Genomic DNA, 14,929 nt, shown 5'->3' on the forward strand with positions numbered 1-14,929 from the left:
TTCCGTCCACCGCTCCCAGGAGACAGCGTATGAAACCGACACCCACCAGCCGCACGTTCCGGGCGGTGTTCGCCGGCGCCCTGCTCGTGGCGGTCACCGCACTGACCAGCGCCGTCATGGCCCCGTCCGCCGACGCGGGCACGACGCTGGGCGCCTCGGCAGCCGAACGCGGCCGCTACTTCGGCGCCGCGATCGCGGCGTCCAAGCTGGGCGATTCCACCTATGTCGGAATCCTCAACCGCGAGTTCAACGCGGTGACCCCCGAGAACGAGATGAAGTGGGACGCCACCGAGCCGTCCCAGGGCAGCTTCAGCTGGAGCGGCGCCGACCGCATCGTGAGCCAGGCCCAGTCCATGGGTGCGCGCATCCGCGGTCATGCCCTGCTCTGGCACTCCCAGCAGCCGGGCTGGGCGCAGAACATGTCCGGCAGCGCGCTGCGCTCGGCGATGGTCAACCACGTGACGCAGGTGGCGTCCCACTACCGGGGCAAGATCTACGCCTGGGACGTGGTGAACGAGGCGTACGCCGACGGCGGCTCCGGCGGCCGGCGGGACTCCAACCTGCAGCGCACCGGAAACGACTGGATCGAGGTCGCGTTCCGGACGGCGCGCGCGGCCGACCCGAACGCCAAGCTCTGCTACAACGACTACAACACCGACGGCATCAACGCGAAGTCCACCGGCATCTACAACATGGTGCAGGACTTCAAGGCCCGAGGCGTGCCGATCGACTGCGTCGGCTTCCAGTCGCACCTGACCAACTCCGCGCCCTCGGACTACCAGGCCAACCTGCAGCGCTTCGCCAACCTCGGCGTGGATGTGCAGATCACCGAGCTGGACATCGCGGGGTCCACCCAGGCCGCCGCGTACGACACGGTCACCCGGGCCTGCCTGGCGGTCAGCCGCTGCACCGGCATCACCGTCTGGGGCATCCGCGACAGCGACTCCTGGCGCACCGGCCAGAACCCGCTGCTGTTCGACAGCTCCGGCAACAAGAAGGCCGCGTACACCTCGGTGCTCAACGCCCTCAACAGCACGCCCCCGGCCAGCCCGGCCCCGTCCAGCCCGGCGCCGTCCTCGCCGACGTCGATCGACACCAGTGCGTGGTACACGCTGGTCAATCGCAACAGCGGCAAGGCGCTGGACGTGTACAACTTCTCCACCGCCGACGGCGGGCGCATCACCCAGTGGACGACCGGCACCGCCAACAACCAGCAGTGGCAGTTCGTCGACTCCGGCGGCGGCTACTACCGCCTCAAGTCCCGCCACTCCGGCAAGGTCCTGGACGTCTACAACTTCTCCACCGCCAACGGCGGCTCCGTCGTGCAGTGGACCGACCTCAACGGTACCAACCAGCAGTGGCGCGTCGTCTGGTCCGGCGGCTACCTGCGGCTGATCAACCGCAACAGCGGCAAGGCCCTCGAAGTCCAGGGCGCCTCCACCGCCGACGGGGCCAACATCGTCCAGTACGACGACTGGGGCGGCAACAACCAGCAGTGGCAGCTCGTGCGTCGCTGACCCCGGCACAGACACGCTCTCACCGCTGAGGAAACGCCGGTGCGCGGGCACGCCGCCCGCGCACCGGCGCCATCGCCATGCCCGCCGCGGCCGCGACCACCGCGACGCGCGGAGATCCGCAGCCGGGCCCCGAACCTCGTGATCAGGCCGCCGGTCGCGGCACGATCAGGACCGGGCAACGGGCGTGGTGCAGCACCTGGTGGCTGACCGAGCCCATGACCAGGCCGGTGAACCCCCCACAGCCGCGCCCGCCCACGACGACGAGTTGGGCCTGCTCCGACAGGTCCACCAGGACCCGGGCCGGACGACCCCGGACCAGATGCTCGCGTACGGTGACGTCCGGGTGCCGCTCACGTACGCTCACCAGCGCGTCGGCGAGGCTGCGCCCCTCCTGCTCGGCGACGGCCGCGGTCGCGTGGTCCTGGCGCAGCAGCGCGGCACCGACCGGCTCCGCCGGTGGCGCTCCCGGCCGGATCGATCCCACCTGCACGGCGCCCATGTGCGGGGGCTCGTCGTGCACGACGGCGCCGTGGTGTGGTTCACCGCCCTGGACGGCCCCGTGGTGCGCCTCGCCCCGGTGCACCGCGCCGGGCACCGGTTCGTGTCCGTGGCCGGAGTGGCGAGTCCAGGTGTGCACGGCCAGCAGCTCGGCCCGGCGCAGTTCGGCCTCGGCGAACGCGGCGTCGATGGCGTTGGCGCTGTGCAGTGCGGCGTCGACGCCCACCACGACCGGGCCGCCGGGGTGCTCGGTGCCCCTGGCCACAAGCACCGGCGTATGGCCGTGCTGGGTGCAGTGCACCGCGACCGACCCCACGAGCAGGCCGGTGAACCCGCCCAGGCCCCGGTCGCCGATGACCAGCAGGCTGGCGTCCTTGGCGGCGTGCATGAGCACGGGCGCGGGCGCTCCGGTGAGTAGTTCGGCGGTGACCGGCACCGACGGGGCGACCGAGGTGGCCGCGGCCGCGGCGTCGGCGAGCACACGCTCGGCGTCGTGCCGCAGGCCGCCGGTGGCCGGACCGGACTCCGACGGGCCGGTGTTGACGTTCAGCAACGGCCAGATGAACGCGTGCACAAGGTGCAGCGGCCGGTGCCGCAACGCGGCCTCCTGCGCGCCGAGCCGTACGGCCAGCAGCGACGAGTCCGAGCCGTCGACGCCGACGACGACCGGGCCACGCGGGTCGTCAACGGTGTTCATCGTCGGCCCTGCCACATCCAGTCGGTGATCTCAGGTGCGTCGGTGCCGTACGCCCTGGTGTAGTCGCGGGCACGCTGGCGGGCGTCGGTCATCTGCTGGCGCAGCCCGGCGGCGCTGACCGCCAGGCCCGGCACCCGGTCCACGACGTCGATGACGAGCCGGTAGCGGTCCAGGTCGTTGAGCATCACCATGTCGAACGGCGTGGTGGTGGTGCCCTCCTCCCGGTATCCGCGCACGTGGATGTTGTCGTGGTTGCGGCGCCGGTAGGTGAGCCGGTGGATCAGCGACGGGTACCCGTGGTAGGCGAAGACGACCGGCTGGTCGGTGGTGAAGATGGCGTCGAACTGGGAGTCGGGCAGGCCGTGTGGATGCTCGGACTCCGGCTGCAGCCGCATCAGGTCCACGATGTTCACCACGCGCACCTTCAGCTTGGGCAGGTAGCGCTGCAGCAGGTCGACCGCGGCCATGGTCTCCAGCGTCGGCACGTCCCCGGCGCACGCCATGACCACGTCGGGCACCGTGCCCGAATCGTTGCCCGCCCAGTCCCAGATGCCCAGCCCTCGGCGGCAGTGCAGCGCCGCGTCGGCCATGGACAGCCACGACGGCTGCGGCTGCTTGCCCGCCACCACGACGTTGATGTAGTGGCGGCTGCGCAGGCAGTGGTCCATGGTGGACAGCAGCGTGTTCGCGTCGGGTGGCAGGTACACCCGGATGACCTCGGCCTTCTTGTTGACCACGTGGTCGATGAAGCCGGGGTCCTGGTGGGAGAAGCCGTTGTGGTCCTGGCGCCACACATGGCTGGACAGCAGGTACGTCAGCGACGCCACCGGGCGCCGCCACGGGATGGCCCGGGTCGTCTTGAGCCACTTGGCGTGCTGGTTGACCATCGAGTCGACCACGTGGGTGAACGCCTCGTAGCTGGTCAGCAGGCCGTGGCGGCCGGTGAGCAGGTAGCCCTCCAGCATGCCCTGGCACAGGTGCTCCGACAGCACCTCGATGACCCGGCCGGAGCGGGCCAGGTGGTCGTCGCCGCCGATGATGTCGGCCTCGAACACCCGGTCGGTCACGTCGAACACCGCGCCGAGCCGGTTGGAGTTCGCCTCGTCCGGGGCGAACAGCCGGAACCGGTCCGGGTTGGCGCGCATGATGTCGCGCAGCCAGGTGCCGAGCACCCGGGTGGCCTCGGCGGTGCTCCCACCGGGGTGCTCGACCGGCACGGCGTAGTCGGCGATGTCGGGCAGGACCAGGTCGCGCAGCAGCAGGCCGCCGTTGGCGTGGGCGTTGGCCGACATGCGCCGGTGCTCGCCGGGGGCGAGCGGTTCGAGCAGCGCCACCGGGCGCCCGGTGGCGTCGAACAGCTCCTCCGGCCGGTACGACCGCAGCCAGCGCTCCAGCTCGACCAGGTGCGCCGGGTTGTCGCGCACCTGTGCCAGCGGCACCTGGTGCGCCCGGAACGTGCCCTCCAGTCGGACGCCGTCGACCTCCTTCGGCCCGGTCCAGCCCTTCGGCGTACGCAGGATGATCATCGGCCAGCGGGGACGGGCGACGACGTCACCGCGTCGAGCCCGGCTCTGGATCGCCTTGATCTCGTCCAGGGCCCGGTCGAGCGCGTAGGCGAACTCGTGGTGCACGCGTTCGGGCTCGTCGCCGGAGACGAGGATCGGCTGGTAGCCGTATCCGCGCAGGAGCGAGAGCAGGTCCTCCTCCGGGATCCGGGCCAGGATCGTGGGGTTGGCGATCTTGTAGCCGTTGAGGTGCAGGATCGGCAGCACGGCGCCGTCGCCGACCGGGTTGCAGAAGGTGTTGCACAGCCAGCTGGCCGCCAGCGGCCCGGTCTCGGCCTCGCCATCGCCGACCACGCACACGGCCAGCAGGTCCGGGTTGTCCAGCACCGCGCCATAGGCGTGCATCAACGAGTAGCCGAGCTCGCCGCCCTCGTGGATCGAACCGGGCACCTCGGGCGCGACGTGGCTGGGGATGCCGCCGGGGAAGGAGAACTGCCGGAACAGCCGGGCCATGCCCGCCTCGGACCGGTCGACGCTGGGGTAGAGCTCGCTGTAGGTGCCCTCCAGCCAGGTGTTGGCCACGATCGCGGGGCCGCCGTGGCCGGGGCCGGTGATGTAGATGGCGTCGAGGTCACGGGCGATGATCGCCCGGTTCAGGTGTGCCCAGATCAGGCTGAGCCCAGGGCTGGTCCCCCAGTGTCCCAGCAGGCGCGGCTTGATGTGCTCCGGGCGCAGCGGCTCGCGCAGCAGCGGGTTGTCCATCAGGTAGATCTGACCGACCGTGAGGTAGTTGGCCGCCCGCCACCAGGTGTCGATGCGGGTCAGGTCCTCGTGGCTGAGGTGGACCACGCCCGCGGTGGTGTCGGTGCCGTGCGAGTGCAGGGTCATATAACCGATCTTCGCCGGTTTAGACCGCGGCTCGCAGGGAAAATGTCCGCTTCGTCGGTCTGAGATCCAGGCCGTGGGCAGCGCCTTTCCGGTAACGCCCGAACAATGCGAATTTGCCCGAGTACGCCGACCCGGCGCTATAGCGTGACGGGAAGGCCTGCCACTAGGAGGAGCGATGTCGGCTTCCAACCTGCCCGACGCCGAAGCGGGCCCCGGCCCGGTCGACGTGGTGCTCAACATCAACGGACGCACCCACGTCGTACGCATCGAGCCCAGGGTGAGCCTGCTGGACTGTCTACGCGACGTCGTCGACCTCACCGGCACCAAGAAGGGCTGCAACCAGGGAGCCTGCGGCGCCTGCACGGTATGGGTCGACAAGCGCCGGGTCGTCTCCTGCCTCACCCTCGCCATCGCCTGCGAGGGCCGCGAGATCACCACCATCGAGGGCCTGGCCGAGAACGGGCACCTGCACCCGATGCAGAAGGCGTTCCTCAGCCACGACGCGTTCCAGTGCGGCTACTGCACCCCCGGACAGATCATGTCGGCCGTCGCGCTGCTGGCGGAGGGCCACAGCCGCGACGACGCCGAGATCGGCGAGTGGATGAGCGGCAACATCTGCCGCTGCGCGGCGTACCCGAACATCCGCGCCGCCATCCGCGAGGTCCGCGACGGGGTGCCGCATGCGGCCCGTTAGCTACTCCCGGGTGGTCGACGTCGCCACCGCCATCGCCACCGTCAGCGCCGACCCCGACGCCGCCTACCTGGCCGGAGGTACCACCAAGGTCGACATGCTGCGCATCTACGCCGAGCCGAGCCAGCGCCTGGTCGACATCAACGATCTGCCCATCAACCACATCGAGCTGCAGCCCGACGGCGCCGTACGCCTCGGCGCGCTGGCCCGCATGAACGACGTCGCCATGTCCCCGGTGATCGCCCAGCGCTACCCGCTGCTGGCCGAGGCGCTGATCCTGGGCGCGTCGGCGCAGCTGCGCAACATGGCCTCGATGGGCGGCAACATGCTGCAGCGCACCCGCTGCTCCTACTTCCGCGACCACGAGGCCGCCTGCAACAAGCGCGTGCCCGGCTCCGGTTGCGGCGCGCTGACCGGCGTCAACCGGGGGCACGCGGTGCTGGGCACCAGCGAGCACTGCATCGCCACCCACCCCTCCGACGCGGCGGTGGCGCTGAGCGCGCTGGAGGCGGTCGTCCACGTGCAGAACCGCGACGGGCACCACGCGTACGCGATCGATGATTTCTTCCTCACCCCCGGCGATACGCCAGACCGCGAGCACCCACTCCAGCATGGCGACCTGATCACCGCGATCGAGATCCCGCCCCTGCCGGTGGCCCGCAACTCGCTGTACCTGAAGGTGCGCGACCGGGAGTCGTACGAGTTCGCGCTGGTGTCGGTGGCGCTGGCGCTACGGGTCGAGGACGGGACGGTCGCCGAGGTGCGCATGGCGCTGGGCGGGGTGGCCACCAAGCCGTGGCGGGCCCGGCGGGCCGAGCACGCCCTGCTCGGCCGCCCGGCCACGCACGAGAACTTCCTGCACGCCGCGCGCGAGGAGATGGCCGACGCCGTGCCGCAGACCATGAACGGCTTCAAGATCGAACTGGCGCGGCGCACGATGATCCGCGCGCTGGAGACCGTCACCGCCAGAGGGGACACGCGATGACCACCGCGATCGGACGCCCGCTCGACCGCGTCGACGGCCCAGCCAAGGTCACCGGCGCGGGCCGCTACTCCGCCGACGTGCCGCTGCCGGGGCTGGTCCATGCGGTGGTCGTCGGCTCGCGCATCCCGGCCGGGCGCATCGTCTCGATCGACACCCACGCCGCCGAGCAGGCCGAGGGGGTGCTCGCCGTGCTCACCCACCTCAACCTGCCCAAGGGCGGCGCGGTGCCGCCCCTGATGCCGTCGCTGGCGGGCGCCGCCGCGACCGGGCAGACGTTCTTTCCGATGCAGGACGAGGTGATCCACTACGCGGGCCAGCACGTGGCCGTGCTCGTCGCCGAAACGCTGGAGCAGGCTGAGCACGCGGCCACCCTGCTGCGGATCGACTACGCCGCCGCCCCGTTCGTCACCACCGTCGAACAGGGGCGCGAGCAGGCGTACGAGGCGCAGCGGATCTTCGGCGGGTTCCTGCCCGGCCGGATCGAACGCGGCGACGTCGCCGCCGGGCTGGCCCAGGCCGCGGTCACCGTCGACCTGGGCTACCGGTACGCGGCCAACCACCACAACCCGATCGAGTGCTCGGCGACGACCGCGGTGTGGGAGGGCGACCGGCTCACCGTGTACGACGCCACCCAGGGCCCCAACGCCACCCTGCACACGCTGGCCGAACTGCTCAACATCATGCCCTCGCACATCCGGGTGGTCACCAACTTCGTCGGCGGCAGCTTCGGCTGCAAGGCGATGATCTGGGACCACCCGGCCCTGGCCGCGCTGGCCGCCCGCCACGTCGGGCGGCCGGTGCGCCTGGCGCTGTCCCGCGAGCAGATGTTCAGCTCGGTCGGACACCGTGAGGAGCAGGAGCAGCAGCTCACCATCGGCGCCGACGAGCAGGGGCGGCTGCGCGCCATACGCCACCACAAGCTCTCACCCACCTCGCACTTCGACGACTGGGCCGAGCCGTCACTCGGGGTGGCCTCGCAGCTCTACGCCTGCCCCAACTACGAAGGGGTCTATCGGCTGATCCGGGCCAACACCATGACGCCCACGTTCACCCGCTGCCCCGGCGAGGCGTCGGGCATGTTCGCACTGGAGACCGCGCTCGACGAGCTCGCCGACAAGCTCGGCCTGGACCCGCTGGAGATCCGGCTGCGCAACTACGCCGAGACCACGCCGGGCGACGGCACCCCATGGTCGAGCAAGAAGCTGCGCGAGTGCTACCAGCGCGGCGCCGAACTGGCCGGATGGGACAGCCGCGATCCGCGACCCGGCACCCTGCGCGACGGCAACACGATGCTCGGCTGGGGCATGGCCACCAGCGCCTACCCCTGCTACCAGCCCGGCAACCCGCAGCGCGCCCGCGCCCGCCTCTTCGCCGACGGCAGCGCCGTGGTGCAGGCCAGCATCTCCGACATCGGCACCGGCTCGGCCACCGCGATGACCCAGGTCGCCGCCGACGGCCTGGGCGTGCCGCTGGAACGGGTCCGCTTCCAGTACGGCGACAGCGACCTGCCCAACACCGCCGCCGCGGTCGGCTCGGCCGGGGCCGGGATGGTCAGCGCCGCCGTCCACGTCGCCACCACCGCCCTGCGCGACCAACTCATCGCGCAGGCGATCGCCGACCCCGGCTCGCCGCTGCACGACGCCGACCCGAAGCAGGTCGCCGTCGCCGAAGGCCGGATGGCGCTGCGCGAGCGGCCCGACGTGGGCGAGACCTACGCCGCGCTGCTGCAGCGAGCGTTCATGGCCGACGCCGAGGCCGTCGGCACCTGGAACCCGCCGCCGGACACCAGCGGCGGCTCGATGACCTTCGGTGCCCAGTTCGCCCAGGTCGCCGTCGACCCCGACCTGGGCCTGGTCCGGGTGCGCAAACTCATCGGCGTGTTCGACCCGGGCCGGGTGCTCAACCGCAAGACCGCGCACAGCCAGCTCATGGGCGGCATGATCTGGGGCATGAGCCACGCCCTGCTCGAAGGCAGCCGGATGGGGCCCGACGGGCGCTGGGCCAACGCCAGCCTCGGCGAATACCTGGTGCCGGTCAACGCCGACGCACCCGCGGTGGTCGTCGAGACGATCGAGTCGACGGACACCGTGGTGAACCCGCTGGGCGTCAAGGGCGTCGGCGAGGTCGGCATGGTCGGCACCGCCGCCGCGATCGCCAACGCGATCCACCACGCCACCGGCAGGCGGCTGCACAAGCTGCCCATCACCATCGAAGACCTGCTGTAGGCGAGTGCCACGGTGGCGCCCTCGGTCGAGTTGGAGCCGGTGTCGGTGCTGTTCACGTTCGACGTCGTGCCCGGCCGGGAGTCCGACTTCGAGCACTGGCTGCGCCTGGTCAACGCCGAGTCGTCGAAGTTCCCCGGCCACCAGGGCGTGACCTGGCTCCGGCCGACCACCCCGGATCGGCACTACCACGCGGTCCTGCGCTTCGACAACGGCACGCACCTGAGCGCCTGGCTGACCTCGACGCAGCGGGTCGACTGCGTACGCCACCTCGACGGCATCGCCGAGGAAGCCGCGCCGCGCGAGACCACCACCGGCATGGAGACCTGGTTCAGCCTGCCCGGACGGCCGGTGCTGCCACCGCCGAAGTGGAAGATGGCACTGGTGTCGTTCCTCGGGGTGTATCCGCTGGTGGTGCTGTTCCAACTGGTCGGCGCGAAGCATGTCGCGGCGATGCCGTTGCCGTTGTTCCTGCGCGCGGCGGTCCTGCCGCTGATGCTGTCACCGCTGCTCACGTACGCGGTGATGCCGCTGCTCAGCCGCCTGCTGCGCCGCTTCCTCTACTCCGGCTCCTGAGCTGCCGCCAACAGTTCCGCCAGCCGGCCGGGCCCGCGGCGGCTGGCCGGCGGTCGGACCGCGGTCCGTCAGGACGTGACGGCCGCCAGGTACGCGGTCCAGCCGCCGTGAGCGGTGATGTCGGGGGCGGCGTCGACCGCGACCGGCTCGCAGAGGAACCCGGTGACACGGGCACCGTCGGCCAGCAGCACCTTGCCCAGCGTCATGGGCGCCGGCAGCGCGGCCAGCAGCCGGCCGAGCGCGGCGGGCGGCAGGTGCCACAGCTCGCCGTCGATCTCCGCGCCGTCGGTTGCCACGCGGACCAGGCCAGGTTTCGGCGGGTCGGTCGGCAGGGCGTACAGGCGGTACTGCGCGGCGGTGCGGGCACGGGCGGTGAACCGGCCGCCGACGGAGGTGAGCTGGTGGTTGAGCGGCTGGCCGGTCAGGTGCGCGCCCACGACCAGCAGTGGCAGCCCGGCGGTGGGCGGGGCGGCGGGCTCGTCGAGCAGGAGCGCGGCGATGTCGGCGGCGACCGCGTCGGCGAAACCACGGGTGATCACCTGGACACCGAAGTGTCCACCGCCGACCCGGCCGGCAGGCACGGCGACGGCGGCGAGGTCGAACAGGTTGCAGAAATTGGTGTACGTGCCCAACTGCGCGTTGACGCCCACCGGGTCGGCGGCGACCGCGGCGATCGTCGGATGTGCCGGGGCGGTGGGCAGCAGCAGCGCGTCCGCGTCGCCCCACTGCGCCATCGCCTCGTCGCGCAGCCGCTCGAGGCGTTCGGTGTCGGTGACCAGCGCGTGCGCGGGGATGTCGCGGGCCGCGGTGACGATGGCGCCCACGGTCGGGTCGACGCCGTCGGGGTGCCCTTCGATGAAGGCGCCCACGGCGGCGAACCGCTCGGCGACGAACGCGCCGCCGTAGAGCAGCTTCGCCGCGGCCAGGAACGGTGCCAGGCGGATCGGGCGCAGCCGCGCCCCGGCGGCGGCCAGTGCCGCGGCGGCCCGTTCGAACGCGTCGAGCCATTCGGCCGACATGCCGACCAGTTCGTCGCGGCCGGGCACCGCGACGACGGGTGCCGGTGGCGCGGCCAGCGGCGCGTCCGCGGGCCAGGCCCGCCCGGCGGGCTCACTCATGACCGCCATCGCGTGCCGGGCCGCGCCCAGCGTACGGGCGAAGACGGTGACGCAGTCGAAGCTGCGGCAGGCCGGCACCACCCCGTCGGTCGGGACCAGCCCCCGGGTCGGTTTCACCCCGACGACCCCCTGGAACGCGGCCGGGACCCGGCCCGACCCGGCGGTGTCGGTGCCCAGCGCCAGATCGGCGATGCCGAGCGCGACGACCACGGCCGACCCGGAACTCGACCCGCCCGACACCAGCGCGGGGTCGCCGACGTCGCGGACCGCGCCGTATGGGCTGCGCGTGCCGACCAGCCCGGTGGCGAACTGGTCGAGGTTCGTCTTGCCGAGCACGATCGCGCCCGCGTCGACCAGCCGCTGCACGGCGGGGGCACTGCGCTGTGGCAGGTACGCGTACGCCGGGCAGCCCGCCGTCGTCGGCAGCCCCGCCACGTCGATGTTGTCCTTCACCGCCAGCAGCGAACCCGCCAGCGGCAGTCGCTCGCCGGCCGCGAGCCGGTCCTGCAGCTCGGCGGCCTCGGCCGCGACGTCCTGCTCGTCGCGCAGCGTGATCCACGCTTCCGGGCGCTCGCCCAGGGCCAGCCGCCGGTAGGCGGCACGGACGCGGTCCTGCGGGGTCATCGGGTGTTCCTTCCGGCGAGGACGACCAGGGGGCTGCCCGGGGCCACCTGGGAGCCCGGGGTGACGAGGATGTCGGTGACCCGCCCGTCGCGGGGGGCCACCACCACGGTTTCGAGCTTCATCGCCTCCAGGGCCAGCAGCGGCTGACCGGCGGTGACCAGGTCACCGGGGCGTACGTCAACGCGCCAGACGCTGGACAGCATCGGCGCCTCGACCAGTGCGCCCCCGTCGGGCACCGGCACCGCCGCGGCGGGAGCCGGCGCCTCGGGCTCGGGCCGCGGGTCGAACTCGCCCGCCGCGGCCCAGGCGTCGCGCTCCTGCGCGAAGGCCGCCGCCTGCCGCGCGCGGAACGCCGCCACCGACGACGCGTTGTCGGCCAGGAACCGCTCGTGGTCGGCCAGCCGGAACGTGCCGGGTTCGATGCGCAGGTCGTGCCGCCCCGCGGCCACGTCGGCGCGCAGGTCGAGCAGTTCCTCGGCACCGACGGGATACCAGCGGATCCGGTCGAAGTGGCGCAGCAGCCACGGCGAGCCGGGCTCGAAGCCGCCCGCCTGGCGCCACCGCGACCACACCTGCACGGTGCGGCCCACGAACTGGTAGCCGCCCGGCCCTTCCATGCCGTAGATGCACAGGTACGCCCCGCCGATGCCGACGGCGTTCTCCGGGGTCCAGGTGCGGGCGGGGTTGTACTTCGTGGTGACCAGCCGGTGCCTGGGGTCCAGCGGGGTCGCGACCGGGGCGCCGAGGTAGACGTCGCCCAGGCCCAGCACGAGGTAGCTGGCGTCGTAGACGGTGCGGTACACGTCGTCGACGGTGTCCAGGCCGTTGACCCGGCGGATGAACTCGATGTTCCACGGGCACCAGGGCGCGTCGTCGCGGACACCGGCCATGTACCGGGCGATCGCCTCGCGCGTGGCGGGGTCGTCCCAGGACAGCGGTAGGTGCACCACCCGGCTCGGCACCTGCAGCGCCGACGTCGGCGGCAGTTCGTCCTCCACCGACCGGGCGACGTCGAGCAGCCGCCGCACGGGCAGCACGTCGGGGTCGACGTGGATCTGCAGGGACCGGATGCCCGGGGTCAGGTCGACCACCCCGGTCAGGCCCTCCGCGCGCAGCCGCTCCATCAGGGCGTGGGCGCGCATCCGCAGACCGAGGTCGAGCGTCATCGGGCCGTACTCGACGAGCAGGTTGTCGTCGCCGCTGCGCCGGTAGGTGACCGCCGGGCCGTCTGCCGCCTCCCGGCGGGCCAGCACCCCGTCGTCGCCCTCGTCCGCGCGCAGCGCCACCACCGGCCCGGTGCCGGTGCGCAGCGCCGCGGCGGTGCGGTCGCAAACCGGCGTGAACCGTACGGTGTCACCCGGGCTGAGCTGCCCCAGCTTCCACCGTTCGGCGGTGACGACGGTCGCCGGGCAGACGAACCCGCCCAGGCTCGGGCCGTCGGGGCCGAGCAGGATCGGCACGTCCCCGGTGAAGTCGACCGCACCGACCGAGTACGGCGTGTCGTGGATGTTCGACGGATGCAGTCCGGCCTCGCCGCCGTCGCCGCGCGCCCAGCGCGGCTTGGGCCCGATCAGGCGCACGCCGGTGCGCGCGGAGTTGAAGTGCACCTTCCAGCGTGCGGCGTAGAACGCGTCGATGTCCTCACGCAGGAAGAACTCCGGCGCGGCGTGCGGTCCCTCGGTGACGGCGATCTGCCAGTCACCGCCGATCGTCGGGCGCTCGTCCGGTGGGACCGGCCCGGCGACCGGCCCGGCGACCGCGCCGGGGCGCAGCACGTCGCCGACGCGCAGCGCCCGCCCGCCGTGGCCGCCGAACTGGCCGAGAGTGAACGTCGCGGCGCTGCCGAGGTATCGGGGGACGTCGAATCCCCCGGCCACCAGGAGGTACGCCCGCAGCCCACCGCCGGCGGCGGCCCGGCCCACGTCCAGCACCGCCCCGGCGGGCACCGCGACCGGCTCCCAGCACGGCACCGGCACGCCGTCGACGGTCACCGGCACGTGCGCCCCGGTGACGCAGACGGTCGCGGCGGCGGTGAAGCGTAGGGCCGGGCCGTCGACCGTGCACTCCAGACCGGGCGCCCCCTCGGGGTTGCCCAGCGCCCGGTTGCCCAGCCGGAACGACCGGTCGTCCATCGGCCCCGACGGAGGGACGCCGACCTCCCACAGCCCGGTCCGGCCGGGCCAGTCCTGCACCGCGGTCAGGGTCCCGGCCCGTTCGACGACGATCCGCGGCTCGCCGTCGACCACGTCGCCCAGCGTCGCGGTGCAGTGCCGGGCCGCCAGCACCTCCGGGTCGGCGGCGGCGGCGCGCAGCAGTCCGAGGTTGGTCTCGATGCCGTCGACCCGGGTCGCGGCCAGGGCGGCGCGCAGGTTCGCGAACGCCTCGTCGCGGGTCGCCCCGGACACGATCACCTTGGCCAGCATCGGGTCATAGAACGTGCTGACCTCGGTGCCCGCCTCGACCCACCCGTCGACCCGCGCGCCCACCGGGAACTCGACCCTGGTGACCAGGCCCGCGCTGGGCCGGTGGTCCTGGGTCGGGTCCTCGGCGTAGACCCGCGCCTCGACCGCCACCCCGACGGCCGGTCGCGGCGGGTGCGGCACGGTGTCGTCGCCCTGGGCCAGCCGCAGCATCCACTCGACCAGGTCGACGCCGTGGACCTGCTCGGACACCGGATGCTCCACCTGCAGGCGCGCGTTGACCTCCAGGAACGACGCCTGCTCGCGCTCGGCGTCGTAGACGAACTCGACGGTGCCCGCCGACCGGTAGTCCACCGACGAGCACAGCGCCGCGGCCGAGGCGTGCAGCCGCTGCCGGACCGCGTCGGACAGGCCCGGCGCGGGCGCCTCCTCGATCACCTTCTGGTTGCGGCGCTGCAGGCTGCAGTCGCGGTCGCCGAGCACGACCACGCGGCCCCTGCCGTCGCCGAACACCTGCACCTCGACGTGCCGGGCCCGGGGGACGAACCGTTCCAGGAACACGCCGCCGCTGCCGAAGTTCGCCACGGCCAGCCGCTCCACCTGGCCGTACGCTTCGGCCAGCTCCTGCAGGGTGCGGCAGGTCCGCATGCCGATGCCGCCCCCGCCGCCGGTGGCCTTCACCATGACCGGATACCCGATCCGCTCGGCGGCGGCGACCGCCTCGTCCAGCCCGGACAGCAGCCCGGTGCCCTCGATCATCGGCACTCCGGCCGCGCGGGCCAGGTCCCGGGCGGTGTGCTTGGCGCCGAACGCGGTGAGCTGCGCCGGGGTCGGGCCGACGAACACCAGACCGGCGGCCTCGACCGCGGCCGCGAACCCGGCGTCCTCGGACAGGAAGCCATACCCGGGGTGTACGGCCCCGGCTCCGGTGGCCAGCGCCGCCTCCAGGACCCGGTCCACGCGCAGATAGCTGTCGCGCGCCGGGGCCGGGCCGAGGCGGACGGCCGCGTCGGCCATCCGCACGTGCGGGGCGGCCCGGTCGGCGTCAGAGTAGACGGCGACCGTCCGCAGACCGAGCCGCGCGGCGGTGCGCATCACTCGGCAGGCGATCTCGCCCCGGTTGGCGACGAGCAGGGTGTCGAACATGGCTGTTCCTTCGGCAGGGTGCGGCGGCTCGGTGCGACGGCG

9 protein-coding genes are annotated in these 14,929 nt (G+C 72.8%); 5 read left to right on the top strand and 4 right to left on the bottom strand.

All coding sequences use genetic code 11. The annotated features are described in order from the left end of the window. Positions 1 to 29: 29 nt before the first annotated feature. Entirely contained in the window at positions 30 to 1,517 is a 1,488-nt protein-coding gene (locus tag KUA19_RS14105) for a glycoside hydrolase family 10 protein (protein WP_217396456.1), read from the top strand. Between the two features lie 142 nt (positions 1,518 to 1,659). Here KUA19_RS14105 and KUA19_RS14110 read toward each other — a convergent pair whose 3' ends face one another. Beyond that, complete coding sequence (locus KUA19_RS14110) at positions 1,660 to 2,712, bottom strand: universal stress protein (protein WP_217396457.1); 1,053 nt, start codon at positions 2,710 to 2,712, stop codon at positions 1,660 to 1,662. Further along, positions 2,709 to 5,105 (bottom strand): phosphoketolase family protein, encoded by a 2,397-nt coding sequence (locus tag KUA19_RS14115; protein WP_217396458.1) that lies wholly within the window; start codon positions 5,103 to 5,105, stop codon positions 2,709 to 2,711. The genes KUA19_RS14110 and KUA19_RS14115 overlap by 4 nt, the downstream gene beginning before the upstream one ends. 175 nt (positions 5,106 to 5,280) lie before the next feature. Between KUA19_RS14115 and KUA19_RS14120 the strand changes: the two genes are divergently transcribed. From KUA19_RS14120 to KUA19_RS14135, 4 genes are read left to right on the top strand one after another with little or no spacing between them, the layout of a single operon-like run. Continuing rightward, positions 5,281 to 5,799 (top strand): (2Fe-2S)-binding protein, encoded by a 519-nt coding sequence (locus KUA19_RS14120; RefSeq protein ID WP_217396460.1) that lies wholly within the window; start codon positions 5,281 to 5,283, stop codon positions 5,797 to 5,799. Next, a complete protein-coding gene (locus KUA19_RS14125) occupies positions 5,786 to 6,781 on the top strand; it encodes an FAD binding domain-containing protein (protein WP_217396461.1) in 996 nt (331 codons plus the stop codon). Before KUA19_RS14120 ends, KUA19_RS14125 begins: the two co-directional genes overlap by 14 nt. Then, on the top strand, positions 6,778 to 9,006 hold the full coding sequence (locus tag KUA19_RS14130; RefSeq protein WP_217396462.1) for a xanthine dehydrogenase family protein molybdopterin-binding subunit: 2,229 nt from the start codon (positions 6,778 to 6,780) through the stop codon (positions 9,004 to 9,006). The genes KUA19_RS14125 and KUA19_RS14130 overlap by 4 nt, the downstream gene beginning before the upstream one ends. Before the next feature lie 12 nt (positions 9,007 to 9,018). Beyond that, positions 9,019 to 9,579, top strand: a complete 561-nt coding sequence (locus KUA19_RS14135; protein WP_217396464.1) for an antibiotic biosynthesis monooxygenase — start codon at positions 9,019 to 9,021, stop codon at positions 9,577 to 9,579. A gap of 68 nt (positions 9,580 to 9,647) precedes the next feature. Here KUA19_RS14135 and atzF read toward each other — a convergent pair whose 3' ends face one another. Next, complete coding sequence (atzF, locus tag KUA19_RS14140) at positions 9,648 to 11,321, bottom strand: allophanate hydrolase (protein ID WP_217396465.1); 1,674 nt, start codon at positions 11,319 to 11,321, stop codon at positions 9,648 to 9,650. Next, positions 11,318 to 14,887: an urea carboxylase gene (gene uca, locus KUA19_RS14145; protein WP_217396466.1), complete on the bottom strand. Its 3,570-nt coding sequence runs from the start codon at positions 14,885 to 14,887 to the stop codon at positions 11,318 to 11,320. The genes atzF and uca overlap by 4 nt, the downstream gene beginning before the upstream one ends. Positions 14,888 to 14,929: the final 42 nt, after the last annotated feature.

Origin of the sequence: Catellatospora tritici, assembly GCF_019083965.1 — a bacterium.
In the GTDB taxonomy this organism is placed as follows: Bacteria; Actinomycetota; Actinomycetes; order Mycobacteriales; family Micromonosporaceae; genus Catellatospora; species Catellatospora tritici.